The organism is Rhodococcus sp. UYP9 (assembly GCF_040547235.1).
GTDB lineage: Bacteria > Actinomycetota > Actinomycetes > Mycobacteriales > Mycobacteriaceae > Rhodococcoides.
Window position 1 is genome coordinate 57361 of sequence record NZ_JBEPPH010000003.1, and the last position, 14355, is coordinate 71715.

Annotated in this window: 13 protein-coding genes; 8 read left to right on the top strand and 5 right to left on the bottom strand. The window is 61.9% G+C overall.

Features of this window, described 5'->3' with window-relative positions; translation table 11 throughout:
* Positions 1-35 precede the first annotated feature (35 nt).
* On the top strand, positions 36-2546 hold the full coding sequence (locus ABIB36_RS09955; RefSeq protein ID WP_084348717.1) for a DEAD/DEAH box helicase: 2511 nt from the start codon (positions 36-38) through the stop codon (positions 2544-2546).
* A 21-nt stretch (positions 2547-2567) separates the two neighbouring features.
* Here the strand turns inward: ABIB36_RS09955 and ABIB36_RS09960 are convergent, their stop codons facing one another.
* Positions 2568-3500, bottom strand: coding sequence for a hydrogen peroxide-inducible genes activator (locus tag ABIB36_RS09960; protein ID WP_354559643.1), 933 nt, complete (start codon positions 3498-3500; stop codon positions 2568-2570).
* 205 nt (positions 3501-3705) lie between these two features.
* Here ABIB36_RS09960 and ABIB36_RS09965 point away from each other — a divergent pair, with 205 nt between their 5' ends.
* Positions 3706-4293, top strand: coding sequence for a peroxiredoxin (locus ABIB36_RS09965; protein ID WP_084348974.1), 588 nt, complete (start codon positions 3706-3708; stop codon positions 4291-4293).
* A gap of 1 nt (position 4294) precedes the next feature.
* Positions 4295-4837, top strand: coding sequence for an alkylhydroperoxidase, AhpD family (ahpD, locus tag ABIB36_RS09970; protein WP_084348715.1), 543 nt, complete (start codon positions 4295-4297; stop codon positions 4835-4837).
* Positions 4838-4896: 59 nt separating this feature from the next.
* Here ahpD and ABIB36_RS09975 read toward each other — a convergent pair whose 3' ends face one another.
* Entirely contained in the window at positions 4897-5556 is a 660-nt protein-coding gene (locus tag ABIB36_RS09975; protein ID WP_084348714.1) for a hypothetical protein, read from the bottom strand.
* Positions 5557-5653: 97 nt separating this feature from the next.
* On the opposite strand from ABIB36_RS09975, the gene ABIB36_RS09980 reads away from it, so the two are divergent.
* Genes ABIB36_RS09980 through ABIB36_RS09995 form a run of 4 tightly spaced genes read left to right on the top strand, consistent with a single transcriptional unit; the run spans position 5654 to position 7792 of the window.
* A complete protein-coding gene (locus ABIB36_RS09980) occupies positions 5654-6043 on the top strand; it encodes an ArsR/SmtB family transcription factor (protein WP_354559639.1) in 390 nt (129 codons plus the stop codon).
* A complete protein-coding gene (gene arsB / locus ABIB36_RS09985; RefSeq protein ID WP_354559637.1) occupies positions 6040-7134 on the top strand; it encodes an ACR3 family arsenite efflux transporter in 1095 nt (364 codons plus the stop codon). Before ABIB36_RS09980 ends, arsB begins: the two co-directional genes overlap by 4 nt.
* Complete coding sequence (locus ABIB36_RS09990; protein WP_502944883.1) at positions 7134-7571, top strand: arsenate reductase ArsC; 438 nt, start codon at positions 7134-7136, stop codon at positions 7569-7571. Before arsB ends, ABIB36_RS09990 begins: the two co-directional genes overlap by 1 nt.
* Positions 7568-7792: a hypothetical protein gene (locus ABIB36_RS09995; protein WP_354559633.1), complete on the top strand. Its 225-nt coding sequence runs from the start codon at positions 7568-7570 to the stop codon at positions 7790-7792. Before ABIB36_RS09990 ends, ABIB36_RS09995 begins: the two co-directional genes overlap by 4 nt.
* Here the strand turns inward: ABIB36_RS09995 and ABIB36_RS10000 are convergent.
* Positions 7776-9035, bottom strand: coding sequence for an aminotransferase family protein (locus tag ABIB36_RS10000; RefSeq protein WP_084348709.1), 1260 nt, complete (start codon positions 9033-9035; stop codon positions 7776-7778). The genes ABIB36_RS09995 and ABIB36_RS10000 overlap by 17 nt on opposite strands.
* Before the next feature lie 14 nt (positions 9036-9049).
* On the bottom strand, positions 9050-9712 hold the full coding sequence (locus ABIB36_RS10005; protein WP_354559631.1) for a Pr6Pr family membrane protein: 663 nt from the start codon (positions 9710-9712) through the stop codon (positions 9050-9052).
* A gap of 93 nt (positions 9713-9805) precedes the next feature.
* Between ABIB36_RS10005 and hrpA the strand changes: the two genes are divergently transcribed.
* Positions 9806-13711 (top strand): ATP-dependent RNA helicase HrpA, encoded by a 3906-nt coding sequence (gene hrpA, locus ABIB36_RS10010; protein WP_354559629.1) that lies wholly within the window; start codon positions 9806-9808, stop codon positions 13709-13711.
* Between the two features lie 44 nt (positions 13712-13755).
* On the opposite strand, the gene nrdR is transcribed toward hrpA, so the two are convergent.
* Positions 13756-14223 carry a transcriptional regulator NrdR gene (nrdR, locus tag ABIB36_RS10015; RefSeq protein ID WP_084348706.1) on the bottom strand — a complete coding sequence of 156 codons (468 nt, stop codon included), beginning with the start codon at positions 14221-14223 and terminating at the stop codon, positions 13756-13758.
* Between the last annotated feature and the right edge of the window lie 132 nt (positions 14224-14355).

Consider the following 14355-nt stretch of genomic DNA (forward strand, 5'->3'; position numbering starts at 1 on the left):
ATGGCGACGCGGCCAGCGCACCATAGCCTGTTACGGTGCTCCTCTCCGAACTCGTACCTGCCCCCACGACCAGCGAGGCACAGGATCCGGACACATTGTTCGACATTTTCACCACGTGGACCAGCGATCGAGGGCTGAATCTGTACCCGGCCCAGGAAGACGCCTTGATCGAGCTGGTGTCGGGGTCCAATGTCATCCTCGCGACACCGACCGGCTCGGGAAAGTCGATGGTTGCTGTCGGCGCGCACTTCGCTGCGATGGCAGCCGGCAAGCGGACCTTCTACACCGCACCCATCAAAGCTCTGGTCAGCGAGAAGTTCTTCGCACTGTGCGAGATCTTCGGCGCAAAAAATGTCGGCATGATGACGGGCGATGCCGCGGTCAACGCGGGCGCCCCGATCATCTGCGCGACCGCGGAAATCGTCGCGAATCTAGCTCTCCGCGAGGGAGCGAATTCCGATATCGGACAGGTGGTGATGGACGAGTTCCATTACTACTCCGAACCCGACCGAGGATGGGCCTGGCAGGTTCCCATCATCGAGTTGCCGAACGCTCAATTTTTGCTGATGTCGGCGACTCTGGGCGACGTGTCTTTCTTTCGCGACGATCTCACCCGCCGCACCGGACGACCCACCACCGTGGTGTCGGGCTCCGAACGGCCTGTGCCCTTGATGTTCTCCTACGTGAGCACACCGATCGGCGAGACCATCGAGGAGTTGGTCTCGACGCATCTTGCACCCGTGTACGTCGTGCACTTCACCCAGGCGTCCGCCCTCGAACGAGCGCAGGCGCTCACGAGCGTGAACGTGGCATCCAAGTCCGAAAAGCAGCAGATCGCCGATGCGATCGGCCAATTCCGCTTCACGACGGGTTTCGGCAAGACACTCTCGCGACTGGTGCGGCACGGAATCGGCGTGCACCACGCGGGCATGCTCCCGAAGTATCGACGCCTCGTGGAGAAACTTGCCCAGGACGGTCTGCTCAAGGTCATCTGCGGCACCGACACCCTCGGTGTGGGCATCAATGTTCCGATCCGAACCGTGTTGTTCACCGGACTGACCAAATACGACGGTATTCGCACCCGCAAACTACGCGCTCGAGAGTTTCACCAGATCGCCGGACGCGCAGGACGCGCCGGATACGACACGCTCGGAACCGTCGTCGTCGAGGCGCCGGAACACGACATCGAGAATGCACGGCTCGTCGCGAAGGCTGGTGACGATCCGAAGAAGCTCAAGAGGGTTCAACGCAAAAAGGCGCCCGATGGCTTCGTCTCGTGGGGTGAGCCGACGTTCGACCGGATCATCACAGCGAGTCCCGAGGCGCTGGTCTCGAGGTTCTCGGTCAGTAATGCAATGTTGCTCAATGTCATTGCGCGACCGGGCAATTGCTTCACTGCAATGCGACATCTACTCGAGGACAACCACGAGACCCGACCTGCCCAGCGCAAGCATATTCTCCGAGCACTCTCGCTCTATCGCGGTCTCGTCTCGGCGGGCATCGTCGAACAGCTCGCGGAGCCGGATGCCGAAGGACGACACTCCCGTCTCACGGTCGACCTACAGCCCAACTTCGCACTGAACCAACCACTGTCACCGTTCGCACTCGCCTCGTTCGATCTGCTCGATATCGAATCCGATACGCATGCACTCGATGTGGTGTCGATCATCGAGTCGACACTCGACGATCCCCGCCAGATCCTCATGGCCCAGCAGCACGCGGCTCGCGGAGAAGCAGTCGCGCAGATGAAGTCGGACGGTATCGAGTACGAGGAGCGAATGGAACTGCTCGAGGAGGTGACGTGGCCGAAGCCCCTCGCCGAGCTTCTCGTGCCAGCCTTCGAGATCTACCGCGGTGGGCATCCGTGGCTGACGGAAGTCGCGCTCTCCCCCAAGTCCGTTGTCCGCGACATGGTCGAGCGGTCGATGACCTTCACGGAGCTGATCAGTCACTACGGTCTCAGCCGTTCGGAAGGACTTGTTCTTCGATACCTCGCCGACGCGTATCGCGCCCTACGCCAGACGGTGCCGCCGGAAGCCCGGACCGAGGAAGTGCAGGACATCACCGAGTGGCTCGGGGAACTCGTTCGCCAGGTCGACTCGAGTCTGCTGGACGAATGGGAAAACCTCACCGACCCGGGCGAGGAAGCCGAGACCAAGCCCGAACCCTATGGCGGTGACACGCCGAAGCCGATTTCTGCGAATGCACGCGCGTTCCGCGTGATGGTCCGCAACGCCATCTTCAAACGAGTGGACTTCGCGGCGGCGGGTTGGTGGAACGCGCTCGACGCGTTGGACGACGGCCCTGATTGGGAAGCAGAACTCGAGCCCTTCTTCGAGGAGTACGGCGAGATCGGTACCGGCCCGTCCGCGCGTGGTCCGGCACTGTTCGAACTCACGGTTGGCAGCGACCGGACGACGGTCAGGCAGGTACTGGAAGATCCCGACGGCGATCACGGGTGGTCGTTCGACGCGGTCGTCGATGTCGAGGAGTCCGATGCTCTCGGTGAGATCGTGTTCGACGAGATCACTATCACCGCCGGCTGAGTTCGCTACCTCTACAGCCGGCTACTGGGCAACTACTGGGCTTACGGCCGATCCGATCCGCGAGACCAGTGCACTCAGTGCCCGATACTCTTCGGCGCGCCCGCTCGACGCACGGTGTACCAGGCCCATGCGCCGACCGGGCTTCGGGTCCGCGAACTCTGCCCGACCCAGCGCGCCCTTGCCCATCTCCACGGCAACAGCCGATCTCGGGACGAGTGTGACGCCGAGACCGCCTGCGACACATTGAACTACCGTGGCAAGCGAGGTTGCTCTCGTGTCCCCGGCCGCAGGGACCGCGTCGACCGACCGACAGAGGTCCAGTGTCTGATCTCGCAGACAGTGACCGTCGTCCAGCAACAGAATCGGCAGGTCGACGAGTACGGACAGGGTCAGATCACGGCGTCCGTCGAGTTCGTGACCGACGGGGACGACGAGCACGAAATCTTCTGCATACAGCGGTATTTCGACGATGCCGGATTCTTCGGTGGGAAGCGCGACCACTGCTGCGTCGATCGCTCCCGACCGTAACGAGGCCAGCAGTCGGTCCGTCTGATCCTCGACGATGTGCGCGTTCACGTCCGGAAATTCGGCTCGCATCGCCGGGAGCAAGGCGGGTAGCACGTACGGCGCTACTGTGGGTATGAGTCCGAGACGAAGTGGACCCGACAGTCGACCTCCCATGCCGGATGCTTCGGAAACGAATCCGTCGGCCGCATCGAGGGTTGCCCGTGCATGCTCGAGCAAATGCGTACCCGCAGTGGTCATCAGAACTCGCCGTGTACTTCGCTCGACAAGCTGAACGCCCAGTCCCTGTTCCAGTGAGGCGAGGGCCTGCGAGAGCGTCGGCTGACTGATGTGCAGTCGCGCCGCGGCACTTCCGAAATGACGTTGCTCGGCAACCGCGACGAAAGCACGCAGCTGTGAGAGCGTCGGTTGATAACTTCTATCAGTCATGCCTATCAGTCTAGTGCTACTAATCACCTTTACCTTTCGCATATTTTTTGGCACACTCGTACATGTCGGAGTTCGACCGTAGGAAGCACCGAATACACCCGGCGGCGCTCCACACACGACTCCACCCATACGCGACACCGTGCATGTACGAATCCGACGCGCACCACGAGCGCGACGCATGCGCACCACTACAGAGGAGGACCATATGGCCCTGTTGACAATCGGCGATCAGTTCCCCGCATACAATCTCACCGGCGTTATCGGCGGAGACCTGTCGAAGGTGAACGCCCAGCAGCCCGACGACTACTTCACCACCGTCACCAGCGATGACTATGCAGGCAAGTGGCGCATCGTCTTCTTCTGGCCGAAAGACTTCACCTTCGTATGCCCGACCGAGATTGCCGCATTCGGAAAGCTGAACGAAGAGTTCGCCGACCGTGACGCACAGGTACTCGGAGCGTCCGTCGACAACGAGTTCGTGCACTTCCAGTGGCGTGCACAGCACGAGGACCTGAAGACCCTTCCGTTCCCCATCCTCTCCGACCTCAAGCGTGAGCTCGCAACCGCTGCAGGTGTTCTCAACTCCGATGGTGTCGCCGACCGCGCGACATTCATCGTCGATCCGAACAACGAGATCCAGTTCGTCTCGGTCACCGCAGGTTCCGTCGGCCGCAACGTCGACGAGGTTCTGCGTGTTCTCGACGCACTGCAGTCCGACGAGCTGTGCGCATGCAACTGGAAGAAGGGCGACCCCACCATCGACGCGGGCGAACTGCTGACGGCGAGCGTCTGACATGAGCGTAGAGAATCTGAAGAATGCTCTCCCGGAGTACGCCAAGGATCTCAAGCTCAACCTGAGTTCCATTGCGCGATCGACGGTTCTGAGTGAGCAGCAGCTCTGGGGCACGCTTCTCGCCACTGCTGCCGCCACCAAGTCCGCGACGACGCTGAAGGAGATCGCCGAGGAGGCTGCGGACACGTTGTCCGCCGATGCCTACAACGCCGCTCTGGGTGCAGCGTCCATCATGGGGATGAACAACGTCTTCTACCGCACCAAGGGCTACCTCGACGGCAAGTACGACGACCTTCGCGCAGGTCTGCGGATGAATATCATCGGCAATCCCGGCGTCGACAAGGCAGATTTCGAACTGTTCTCGCTGGCGGTCTCGGCCGTCAACGGGTGCAACCACTGCGTCGAGGCACACGAGAAGACCCTTCGCGACGAAGGCGTCGACCGTGAGGTCATCTTCGAGTCGATCCGCGCAGCTTCGATCGTCGCGGGCGTCGGCCAGGCCATCGAGGCCAGCCGCACGCTCGACGGAGCGACTGTCCGATAGCGACATACACAGCGAAAGGGGCCCGCACACAAGGTGTGCGGGCCCCTTTTTCTGTCAGTTCACTCGGTGATGGCCGGCCGGCTCTCGGGTACATCGACGGCGATCTCGTCGCCGAGGTGGACGCCTTCAGCGAGGGGTAACCGGTCACCGCTCCAGAATTTTCCGGGATCGAACCAATTCGCCTTCTTGTTACCGTTCAGCAGACCCATCGATTCGTAGGTCATGGCGACTACTTCTGCGCAGTACGCTGTTTCCAGAGCGGCGCCATGCTGCTCACTCTTACGGAAGCTCGGCACGCGCCCCTTGAACCACCGCCCCGCCAGCTTCGCGGTAGTCGGGAACGCCGTTCCGTCCATTCGAGCTATGGTCCGCAGCAATGCATCTTCCTGCTCTCGTGTGACTGCACTGTCGAGTTGCCTGAGCCAGCAACGCTGCTCGTACTTGTGCGACCACTGCATCACTGCCGCATGGAGATCATGCAGCTGTACGCCGCGCTGAAAATTGCCGGTCCACATGTCCTGCAGCGATTTTCCCAACTCGGCGTGCCACATGAGCGGAGGAAGGTCGTCGACCACGACTGCCATGCCGACGTGGTTGACCGGACTGTTGGTCAACGTCTGTATCGCACGATCCGTGGCAGAATGGCCGCGGAAGATCCAGATGTCTCCGGTACGAGTCGCATCAACTGCTGTGTTCAAATCGATCCGCGACGCAGTCATGTCGCTCAGCCTAGATCGTCCCGAAACCTCGAACTCCCCCACCAGGTATGCGCTGGAGGCGTTTGACGTTTGATTCGAAATTGATCAATATAGACATATGTCGAATCAGCCTCTCTCCGTCGACGACCTCAGCAGCGGCGTGTGCTGCTCACCGCTGATTGCCGAGCCATTGTCCGCCGACTGGGCAGGCGGTCTCGCCCGAATGTTCAAAGCACTCGGCGATCCGGCCCGGCTTCGACTTCTGAGCCTGATCGCAAGTCACGCCGGTGGTGAAGCGTGCGTGTGTGACATCTCCGATTCGTTCGACCTGTCTCAGCCGACGATCTCCCATCATCTCAAAGTGTTGCGTGAAGCTGGTTTGCTCGACTGCGAACGCCGGGGCACCTGGGTCTACTACTGGGTTATACCTGCTGCGCTGCAACGATTGTCATCGGTCTTGGCTGCCGCCGACCCGACCACCGACGATGCTGCGCTGGTGATGGCATGAGTAGCCAGGCGAACACCTCCGATCACCCGGCCGTCGTCGGTAAGCTCTCCACTCTCGACCGGTTCCTGCCGGTATGGATCGGCGTCGCGATGGTCATCGGCTTGGCGTTGGGTCGGTTGATTCCGGGCATGAACGACGCCCTCTCGACCATTTCGATCGACGGCGTCTCACTACCTATCGCAATCGGTCTGCTGGTCATGATGTATCCGGTCCTGGCGAAGGTCCGATACGACCGACTGGATACCGTCACCGGAGACAAGCGCCTGCTGGGCGGATCGTTGGTACTCAACTGGGTCCTCGGCCCGGCGCTGATGTTTGCTCTCGCCTGGCTCTTCCTCCCCGACCTGCCCGAGTACCGCACCGGCCTGATCATCGTCGGTCTCGCCCGCTGCATCGCGATGGTCATCATCTGGAACGACCTCGCGTGCGGCGACCGGGAAGCCGCCGCCGTCCTGGTCGCCATCAACTCGGTCTTCCAGGTATTCATGTTCGCAGTCCTCGGATGGTTCTATCTTTCCGTCCTACCGGGCTGGCTCGGCCTAGAGCAGACCACCATCGAGGCTTCCCCCTGGCAGATAGCGAAGTCGGTGCTGATCTTCCTCGGCATACCGCTGATCGCGGGGTTCGCCTCGCGCTACTTGGGCGAACGCACCAAGGGCAGGGGGTGGTACGAGTCGAAGTTCATCCGTAAGATCGGGCCGTGGGCTCTCTACGGCCTGCTGTTCACCATCGTCATTCTCTTTGCGCTGCAGGGTGATCGGATCACTTCCCAACCGTTGGACGTAATTCGTATCGCACTGCCACTGTTGGTCTACTTCGCGGTGATGTGGGGCGGCGGTTATGCCCTCGGGGCCGCAATGGGCCTGGGCTACGCACGCACCACTACGCTCGCCTTCACCGCGGCAGGCAACAACTTCGAACTCGCCATCGCCGTCGCCATCGCCACCTACGGCGCAACATCGGGGCAGGCACTGGCCGGGGTCGTCGGCCCGCTCATCGAAGTCCCAGTCCTCGTCGGGCTCGTCTACGTCTCACTCGCACTACGTAAACGCTTCATTTCGGCCTCGCCGGCAGCGACAAAGGAGTCTTGATGTCCAGCATCCCCAGTGTGTTGTTCGTCTGCGTCCACAACGCAGGACGGTCGCAGATGGCCGCCGGTTTTCTGAGCGATCTTGCCGATGGGGCCGTCGAGGTTCGCTCTGCCGGCAGCACACCGGCAGAAAGCATCAATTCAGCCGCCGTCCAGGCGATGGCCGAGCTCGGTATCGACATCTCGGCGCAATCACCAAAGATCCTCACCCCCGACGCCGTCGAAACCTCCGACGTCGTCATCACCATGGGCTGTGGCGACGCATGCCCGGTTTTCTCCGGGGTCCAGTACCGCGACTGGGCGTTGCCCGACCCCGCAGGCAAGGGCATCGACGCCGTCCGTCCGATCCGCGACAAGATCAAGATCCTCGTAGAAGACCTCGTCGCCGAACTCCGCGATCGCTCACCCGCCCGCGATCACAGTACGGTGAAGCGATGAAGCTGTGGAAGATCCTCGGGATGGCAGGCGTCGTCGGTGTTGCCGCGACAGGCGCCCTCGTCGTGAAGTCGGAACGCAAGCGGCAGGCGTATGCCCCCGACGAGGTCCGCGATCAATTGCACAAGCGTTTCGCCGAGGCAGCCGAAGCCCCAATGCTCGACGCTGCACCCGATCGAACCCGAGTGCAGCGCCTGAAGGACCGGTTCAGCCGAGCGCGCTGAGGATCCGAGCAGCGAGTTCTTCCACCTCGTTGTCCGTCATCACGAACGACGGCGAGATCTGCATCGCGCCCTGCCCTGCAGCGCGCCCGGAGACACCGTGTTTGCGGAGCGTCGCGACGAAGGGGAGCGCCTCGGCCGGATCGACCAGCTGCACTGCTGCTACTGCACCGAGTCCGCTGCGAACCTCCTGCACGCGAGGATGTTCGGCGAGTGGGGCCAGATGGGTGTGCAGCGACGTCTCGAGTCGAGCGGACTCTTGCAGCAGGTTCTCGCGTTCCATGATGTCCAGTGTTGCCATCGCCGCGGCCGCTGCCCCTGCGTGTCCACCGTAGGTGTAGCCGTGGCGCCACCAGACGCCACCGGAGTAGAACGGCTCGGCGATGTGCGGGGCGACGAACACCGCACCCATCGGGACGTACCCCGAGGTAAGCCCCTTCGCAGTGGTCATCAGGTCGGGCTGAAGGTCGAAACGAGTCGACGCGAACCAGGAGCCGCCGATTCGGCCGAAGCCGGTCACTACCTCGTCCGTGACGAACAGGACGTCGTTGTCACGACAGATTTGGCGTACCTCCTGCAGATACCCCTTCGGCGGCAGGTAGACCCCACCGGCACCGATGATGGGCTCGCAGAAGAAGGCGGCGATCTTGTCGGCCCCGACTTCCTCGATGAGCGCCAGCAAGCTCTTCGCATCGTCCCAAGCGACAGTGCGCGCGTCCGGCATCAACTCGCCGTAGTTCTCCCGGTTCACCGCAATGCCTGCCAGTGCAGTACCTGCGACATGCATTCCGTGGTAAGCCTTTTCACGACCGACAATGAGCTTTTTCCCAGGCTTGCCCATCTCGTGCCAGTAACGCCTGGCCAATTTCGCCGCTGTGTCGATCGAGTCGGAGCCACCCGAGGTGAAGAACACCTTGCTACCCGCGACGGGCGCGATCTTCCCGAGCCGCTCCGCGAGAGCCAGCGTCGTCTCCGGGACGAAATCACCGAAGTTGGAGTAGTGCGCCAGCGATCCGAGCTGGGCGGCGACGGCGTCGGCAATCTCGGTCCGTCCGTGACCGACGTTCGTGAACCACAGCCCGGCAGTTGCATCGAGATATTTGTTGCCGTCCCGGTCCCAGATGTGAGCTCCCTCGCCACGTGAGACGACGAAGGGGCCTGTTCTGGTCACTGCACCCATATCGGCGAAACCGTGCCATAGGGCGGACGAGGTGGACTCAGGGGAAGTATCGGCCACAGAAGACATGGCTCCGAGCTTAGTCAACGAGCTGCCTCCGATTGTTCCCCGTACCGCCATCGGCATCCGAGCCGGCCGACAGCGTTCACCGCAAGTGCCATCAACACGAAGGCGACGGTGAGTACGAGCAGACCGATCACCAACGCAACGTATCCCTGGCCGCGCGGATCGAGGAACGGATACGGATACCAGTCGACGATCGGACCGCGAATCAGACTGTAGATCCCGTAGACGAAGGGAAAGACCAGCCAGATCAGCGACTGTGCGTCGGAAATCTTCTTGCGCGGCGGCATCACGATCCAGTCGATCAGAAGCACCACCGGCATGATTCGATGAACCACATTGTTGGTCCACGGATCAGCGACGCCGACGTCGATCCCGGCGAGAAGAACGGCGTAGATGATCCCGGTGATGACCATGTACAACGTCACACCCCCGCGGAACAACTGCCACCGCTCTCCCTGCGGGTCAGCGGCTCCGCCCACCGCAAGCACGAGGACGGTCAGAACATTGCTGAGCACGGTGAAGTAGCTGAAGTAGTTGGCGAGTGAGAAAGAGCTACTGTCCAGGCCTTTTGCGACGATCCACGAGAGCGCGGCGAACGTGAGCGCAGCAAACAGAAGCCGGAAGGCCCTCACGAGCACGTGTGTACCGAGAGCTGCGGGCGCACGCTGCGAGGTCGTCATAGTCGATCTTGGCACGAACCGGCAGTGATTTGCCTGCGTTTGGGTCGGGCAGTCCAGCTCTCGAGCAACCGGGCAGATACCCTGGTGGGCAGCATGTCCACATCAACATCCCCGTCTCCGAGTCTCAGACGCACCCTGACCGCCCGACTTTCGTCGGTCTCCGTGCGCGACGCCCACCGCCTACGACGCAAGCTCGAACGTGCCCGCACCGACGATGCCCTGGCAGCGACCGAACCCGAGATCGTTCGCGCCGAGACTCTGATCGCGAATCGGCGTGCCGCGGTTCCGACGATCGAGTATCCCGAGGCGCTTCCGGTCAGCCGCCGCAAGGACGACATCGCCGCCGCGATCGAGCAACATCAGGTCGTGATCGTCGCCGGGGAAACCGGATCGGGCAAAACGACACAGATTCCCAAGATCTGTCTCGAACTAGGCCGTGGGATCCGAGGATCCATCGGCCACACCCAACCCCGTCGACTCGCTGCCAGAACGGTTGCCGAGCGCATCGCCGAGGAGGTGGGCGAGACCCTCGGACAATCTGTCGGCTACAAGGTCAGATTCACCGATCAATCCTCGGACTCGACCCTGGTCAAGCTGATGACCGATGGAATTCTCTTGGCCGAGATTCAACGAGACCGGATGCTCCGGCAGTACGACACACTCATCATCGACGAGGCTCACGAACGAAGTCTCAATATCGACTTCATCCTCGGCTACCTCGCTCAGCTACTCCCCCGCCGGCCCGATCTGAAGGTGATCATCACCTCCGCAACGATCGATCCGGAACGATTCGCCCAGCACTTCGCCCGGGACGGTGTACCGGCCCCCATCATCGAAGTGTCCGGACGCACGTTCCCCGTGGAGATGCGGTACCGCCCGCTGACGGTCGACGCAGGCGAGACGACAGTCGACCGAGATCCCGTCGACGCAACATGCGATGCCGTCGACGAACTCATGGCCGAAGGTGAAGGCGACATTCTCGTCTTCCTCTCCGGTGAACGCGAAATCCGCGATACGGCCGATGCATTGCGCGATCGGCAGCTACGCAACACCGAGGTCGTACCCCTGTATGCGCGCCTGTCCGCCGATGAGCAGCACCGCGTGTTCTCCTCACACACCGGCCGTCGCGTCGTTCTCTCGACCAACGTCGCCGAGACGTCACTGACGGTCCCCGGGATCAGATACGTCGTCGACCCCGGTACCGCGCGCATCTCGCGGTACTCGTTGCGCACCAAAGTCCAGCGACTCCCTATCGAGCCGATTTCGCAAGCATCGGCCCGACAGCGGGCAGGTAGATGTGGCCGTGTGGCCGACGGAATCTGCATCCGTCTGTACTCCGAAGACGACTTCGAGGCACGGCCACCGTTCACCGAACCGGAGATCCTCCGCACCAACCTCGCTTCGGTAATCCTGCAAATGACTTCCCTCGGCCTGGGCAAGATCGACGCATTCCCCTTTGTCGAGCCGCCCGATCCGCGCAGCATTCGCGACGGAATCGGTTTGCTCGAAGAGTTGGGGGCTTTGAAGCCGTCCTCGAATACCGGCGAGTCCGAACTCACGCCGATCGGGCGCGAGCTGGCTCAACTTCCAGTCGATCCGCGCATGGCCCGCATGCTCGTAGAAGCGAACAAGACGGGCGCGCTCGCCGACGCTCTCGTCGTCGTCTCGGCCATGTCCATCCAGGACGTTCGCGAACGTCCAGCAGAACACCAGCAAGCAGCCGATGAGCAGCATGCAAGATTCACGGCTCCGAACTCGGACTTCCTGTCGTACACAGCACTGTGGGAATACCTCCGCGACCAACGAAACGACCTGTCGTCGAACCAGTTTCGAAGAATGTGCCGAAACGAATTCCTGCACTACCTCCGTGTGCGCGAATGGCAGGACCTGCACGGTCAACTACGTCAGATCACCAGGGGTCTCGGCTGGACTGTGCCCGACGCGCCGAGCTCGCACGATTCGTTGCATCAGGCGCTCCTGGCCGGCCTCCTTTCGCATATCGGAGTCAAAGAAGGTGACAAACGCGAGTTCCTGGGTGCCCGCGGAACCCACTTTGCGATATTCCCCGGCTCCGGGCTGTTCAAGAAGCCTCCACGCTGGGTGATGGCGGCCGAACTGGTCGAGACCGGACGTCTGTGGGGCCGCATGGCGGCCCGAATCGAACCCGAGTGGGCCGAACGACTCGCCCCACATCTAGTCAAACGCACCTATTCCGAGCCACATTGGTCCACCAAACGCCAATCGGCCATGGCATACGAGCGCGTCACCCTGTACGGGCTTCCCCTCGTAACCGGCCGACCTGTCGGATACCACAGCATCGACGCCGAAGTCTCGCGCGAGCTGTTCATCAGACATGCACTGGTGCAGGGCGAGTGGACGACGCAGCATCCGTTCTTTCACAAGAACCGCGCACTGCTCGACGACGTCGGCGAGCTCGAGAATCGGGCCCGCCGTCGCGACATCGTGGTCGACGACGATGCACTCTTCGAGTTCTACGACTCCAGAATCGGTGCGGAAGCCGTTTCCGCTCGCCACTTCGACACGTGGTGGAAGAAGACGAGGCGCACGACGCCGGATCTCCTCGACTTCACAGCATCGACCGTCGTCAATCCCGACGCTGCATCCGTACTGGGTGGGGAGTATCCCGATGCGTGGCGCCAAGGCGAGGTCCAGTTTCCGCTGACCTATCAGTTCGAGCCAGGTTCCGCCGCCGACGGAGTCAGCGCCCGCATCCCGATCGCCCTGCTCGCGCAGGTTCAACCGGTCGGATTCGACTGGCTGGTCCCGGGCATGCGAGCGGAACTCATCAGCACACTGATCAAACTGCTGCCCAAGACTTTACGACGCAACGTGGTGCCCGCTCCCGACTTTGCCGCCGCCGCACTGACGGCGATGAAGCCGAGATCGGAACCCGTTCTCACCGCGCTGGCCCGTGAGCTCTCACGGTTGGGTTCATGCCGGATCGATCCGGCAGACTTTCAGGTTTCCGAGCTCCCCGACCATCTCCGGATGACGTTTGTCGCAGTGGATATCAACGGAGACGTACTCGGGTCGAACAAGAACCTGACTGCCCTCCGACAGACCCTGTCACCGCGAGTGAACCGCGAAGTCGCCAGTGCCGTCGGTCAAGCCGAGCGAGCGGCAACGCTGGCATGGACGTCCTCGACTCTGGGAACTCTCGAGGAGACCGTCTCACGTTCTGTCGGTGGCCAACGAGTCACCGGATATCCCGCACTCGTTCCGGAAACCGGTGGCGTCGCGGTCCGGGTACTGAGCACACTCGCCCAGCAGCGTGCCGCAATGCGCAACGGAACCAGGGCTCTGTTGAGCGAGCGTGCACCGCGCGGCACAAAGGCACTCATCGCTGGAATTCCGACAAAGGAAAGAATCGCACTCGGGCAGAATCCGTACGGCAGCATCGAAGCACTACTCGAGGACTGCCGCACGACGGCGATCGACGAGTCGATGAGTGCGCACGGCGGTCCCGTCCGCTCGCCGCAAGAATTCGAAGCTCTGGTCAAGTCGGTGAATGCCGAGGTAACCGAACGCACGTCTCGGGTCCTTGCACTGATTCGACCGATTCTGACTGCGGCCGTGGAGCTTCGAGCCGCACTCGAACGAGCAGGCGGCGAAACCGCCGATGACGTTCGCGAGCAACTAGCCGGTCTGGTCTTCAATGGCTTCGTATTCGAATTCGGCTCTGCCAGGCTCGCTGAAATTCCCCGGTACCTCACGGCCGCTACTCGGCGACTCGGCTCACTACCCAGCAGCGCGAACCGGGACGAAACCGGAATGAACGCACTCGATCGAGTCTACGAGGCATACGACCGACTGCTGAAGTCGCTTCCTGAAGCCCGACAGCAGAGCAAACCAGTGCAGGAGATCTTCTGGATGATCGAGGAGTTACGAATTCAACTTTTCGCGCAAGGAATTCGTACGGCGTACCCGATATCGGAAAAGAGGATTACGAAAGCAATCCAGGCCGTAAGCCAACAGTGAGGCCTCGCGTCGACCGATTCACGCCCGTCGAGCGCACGCGTTCTTCAGTCGACAGTGACAGCTGACTGTCGCTGCTGGCGAAGGTCCTGAATTTCTTTCTCGAAGTCCTCGGCCGAACTGAAGGACTTGTACACTGACGCGAACCGTAGATACGCAACCTCGTCGAGATCGCGAAGCGGACCGAGAATAGCCAATCCGACCTCGTTGCTTGGGATCTCGGCCGATCCGGATGCACGAACTGCATCCTCGACCTGCTGAGCCAACAGATTCAGTGCGTCGTTGTCGACATCGCGGCCCTGGCAGGCACGACGGACGCCTCGTACTACTTTCTCCCGACTGAAGGGCTCGGTGACTCCGCTGCGCTTCACGACAGCCAGAACAGCGGTCTCCACTGTGGTGAAGCGGCGTCCACACTCCGGGCATGAGCGACGACGACGGATCGCCTGACCTTCGTCCGCCTCGCGGGAGTCGACCACTCGGGAGTCGGGGTGCTTGCAGAACGGGCAATGCATGTTGGAGCCTCCGTCGTAGCCGTCACACCATCTCGTTGGTAGCGCAAGAGGTGCAGGTACCGAGGATACTCGGAGTCCTATCGAGCCCAGTGCCGCGTACCTGGCTCGATCACCGAGGAGCACTTGAGGCAT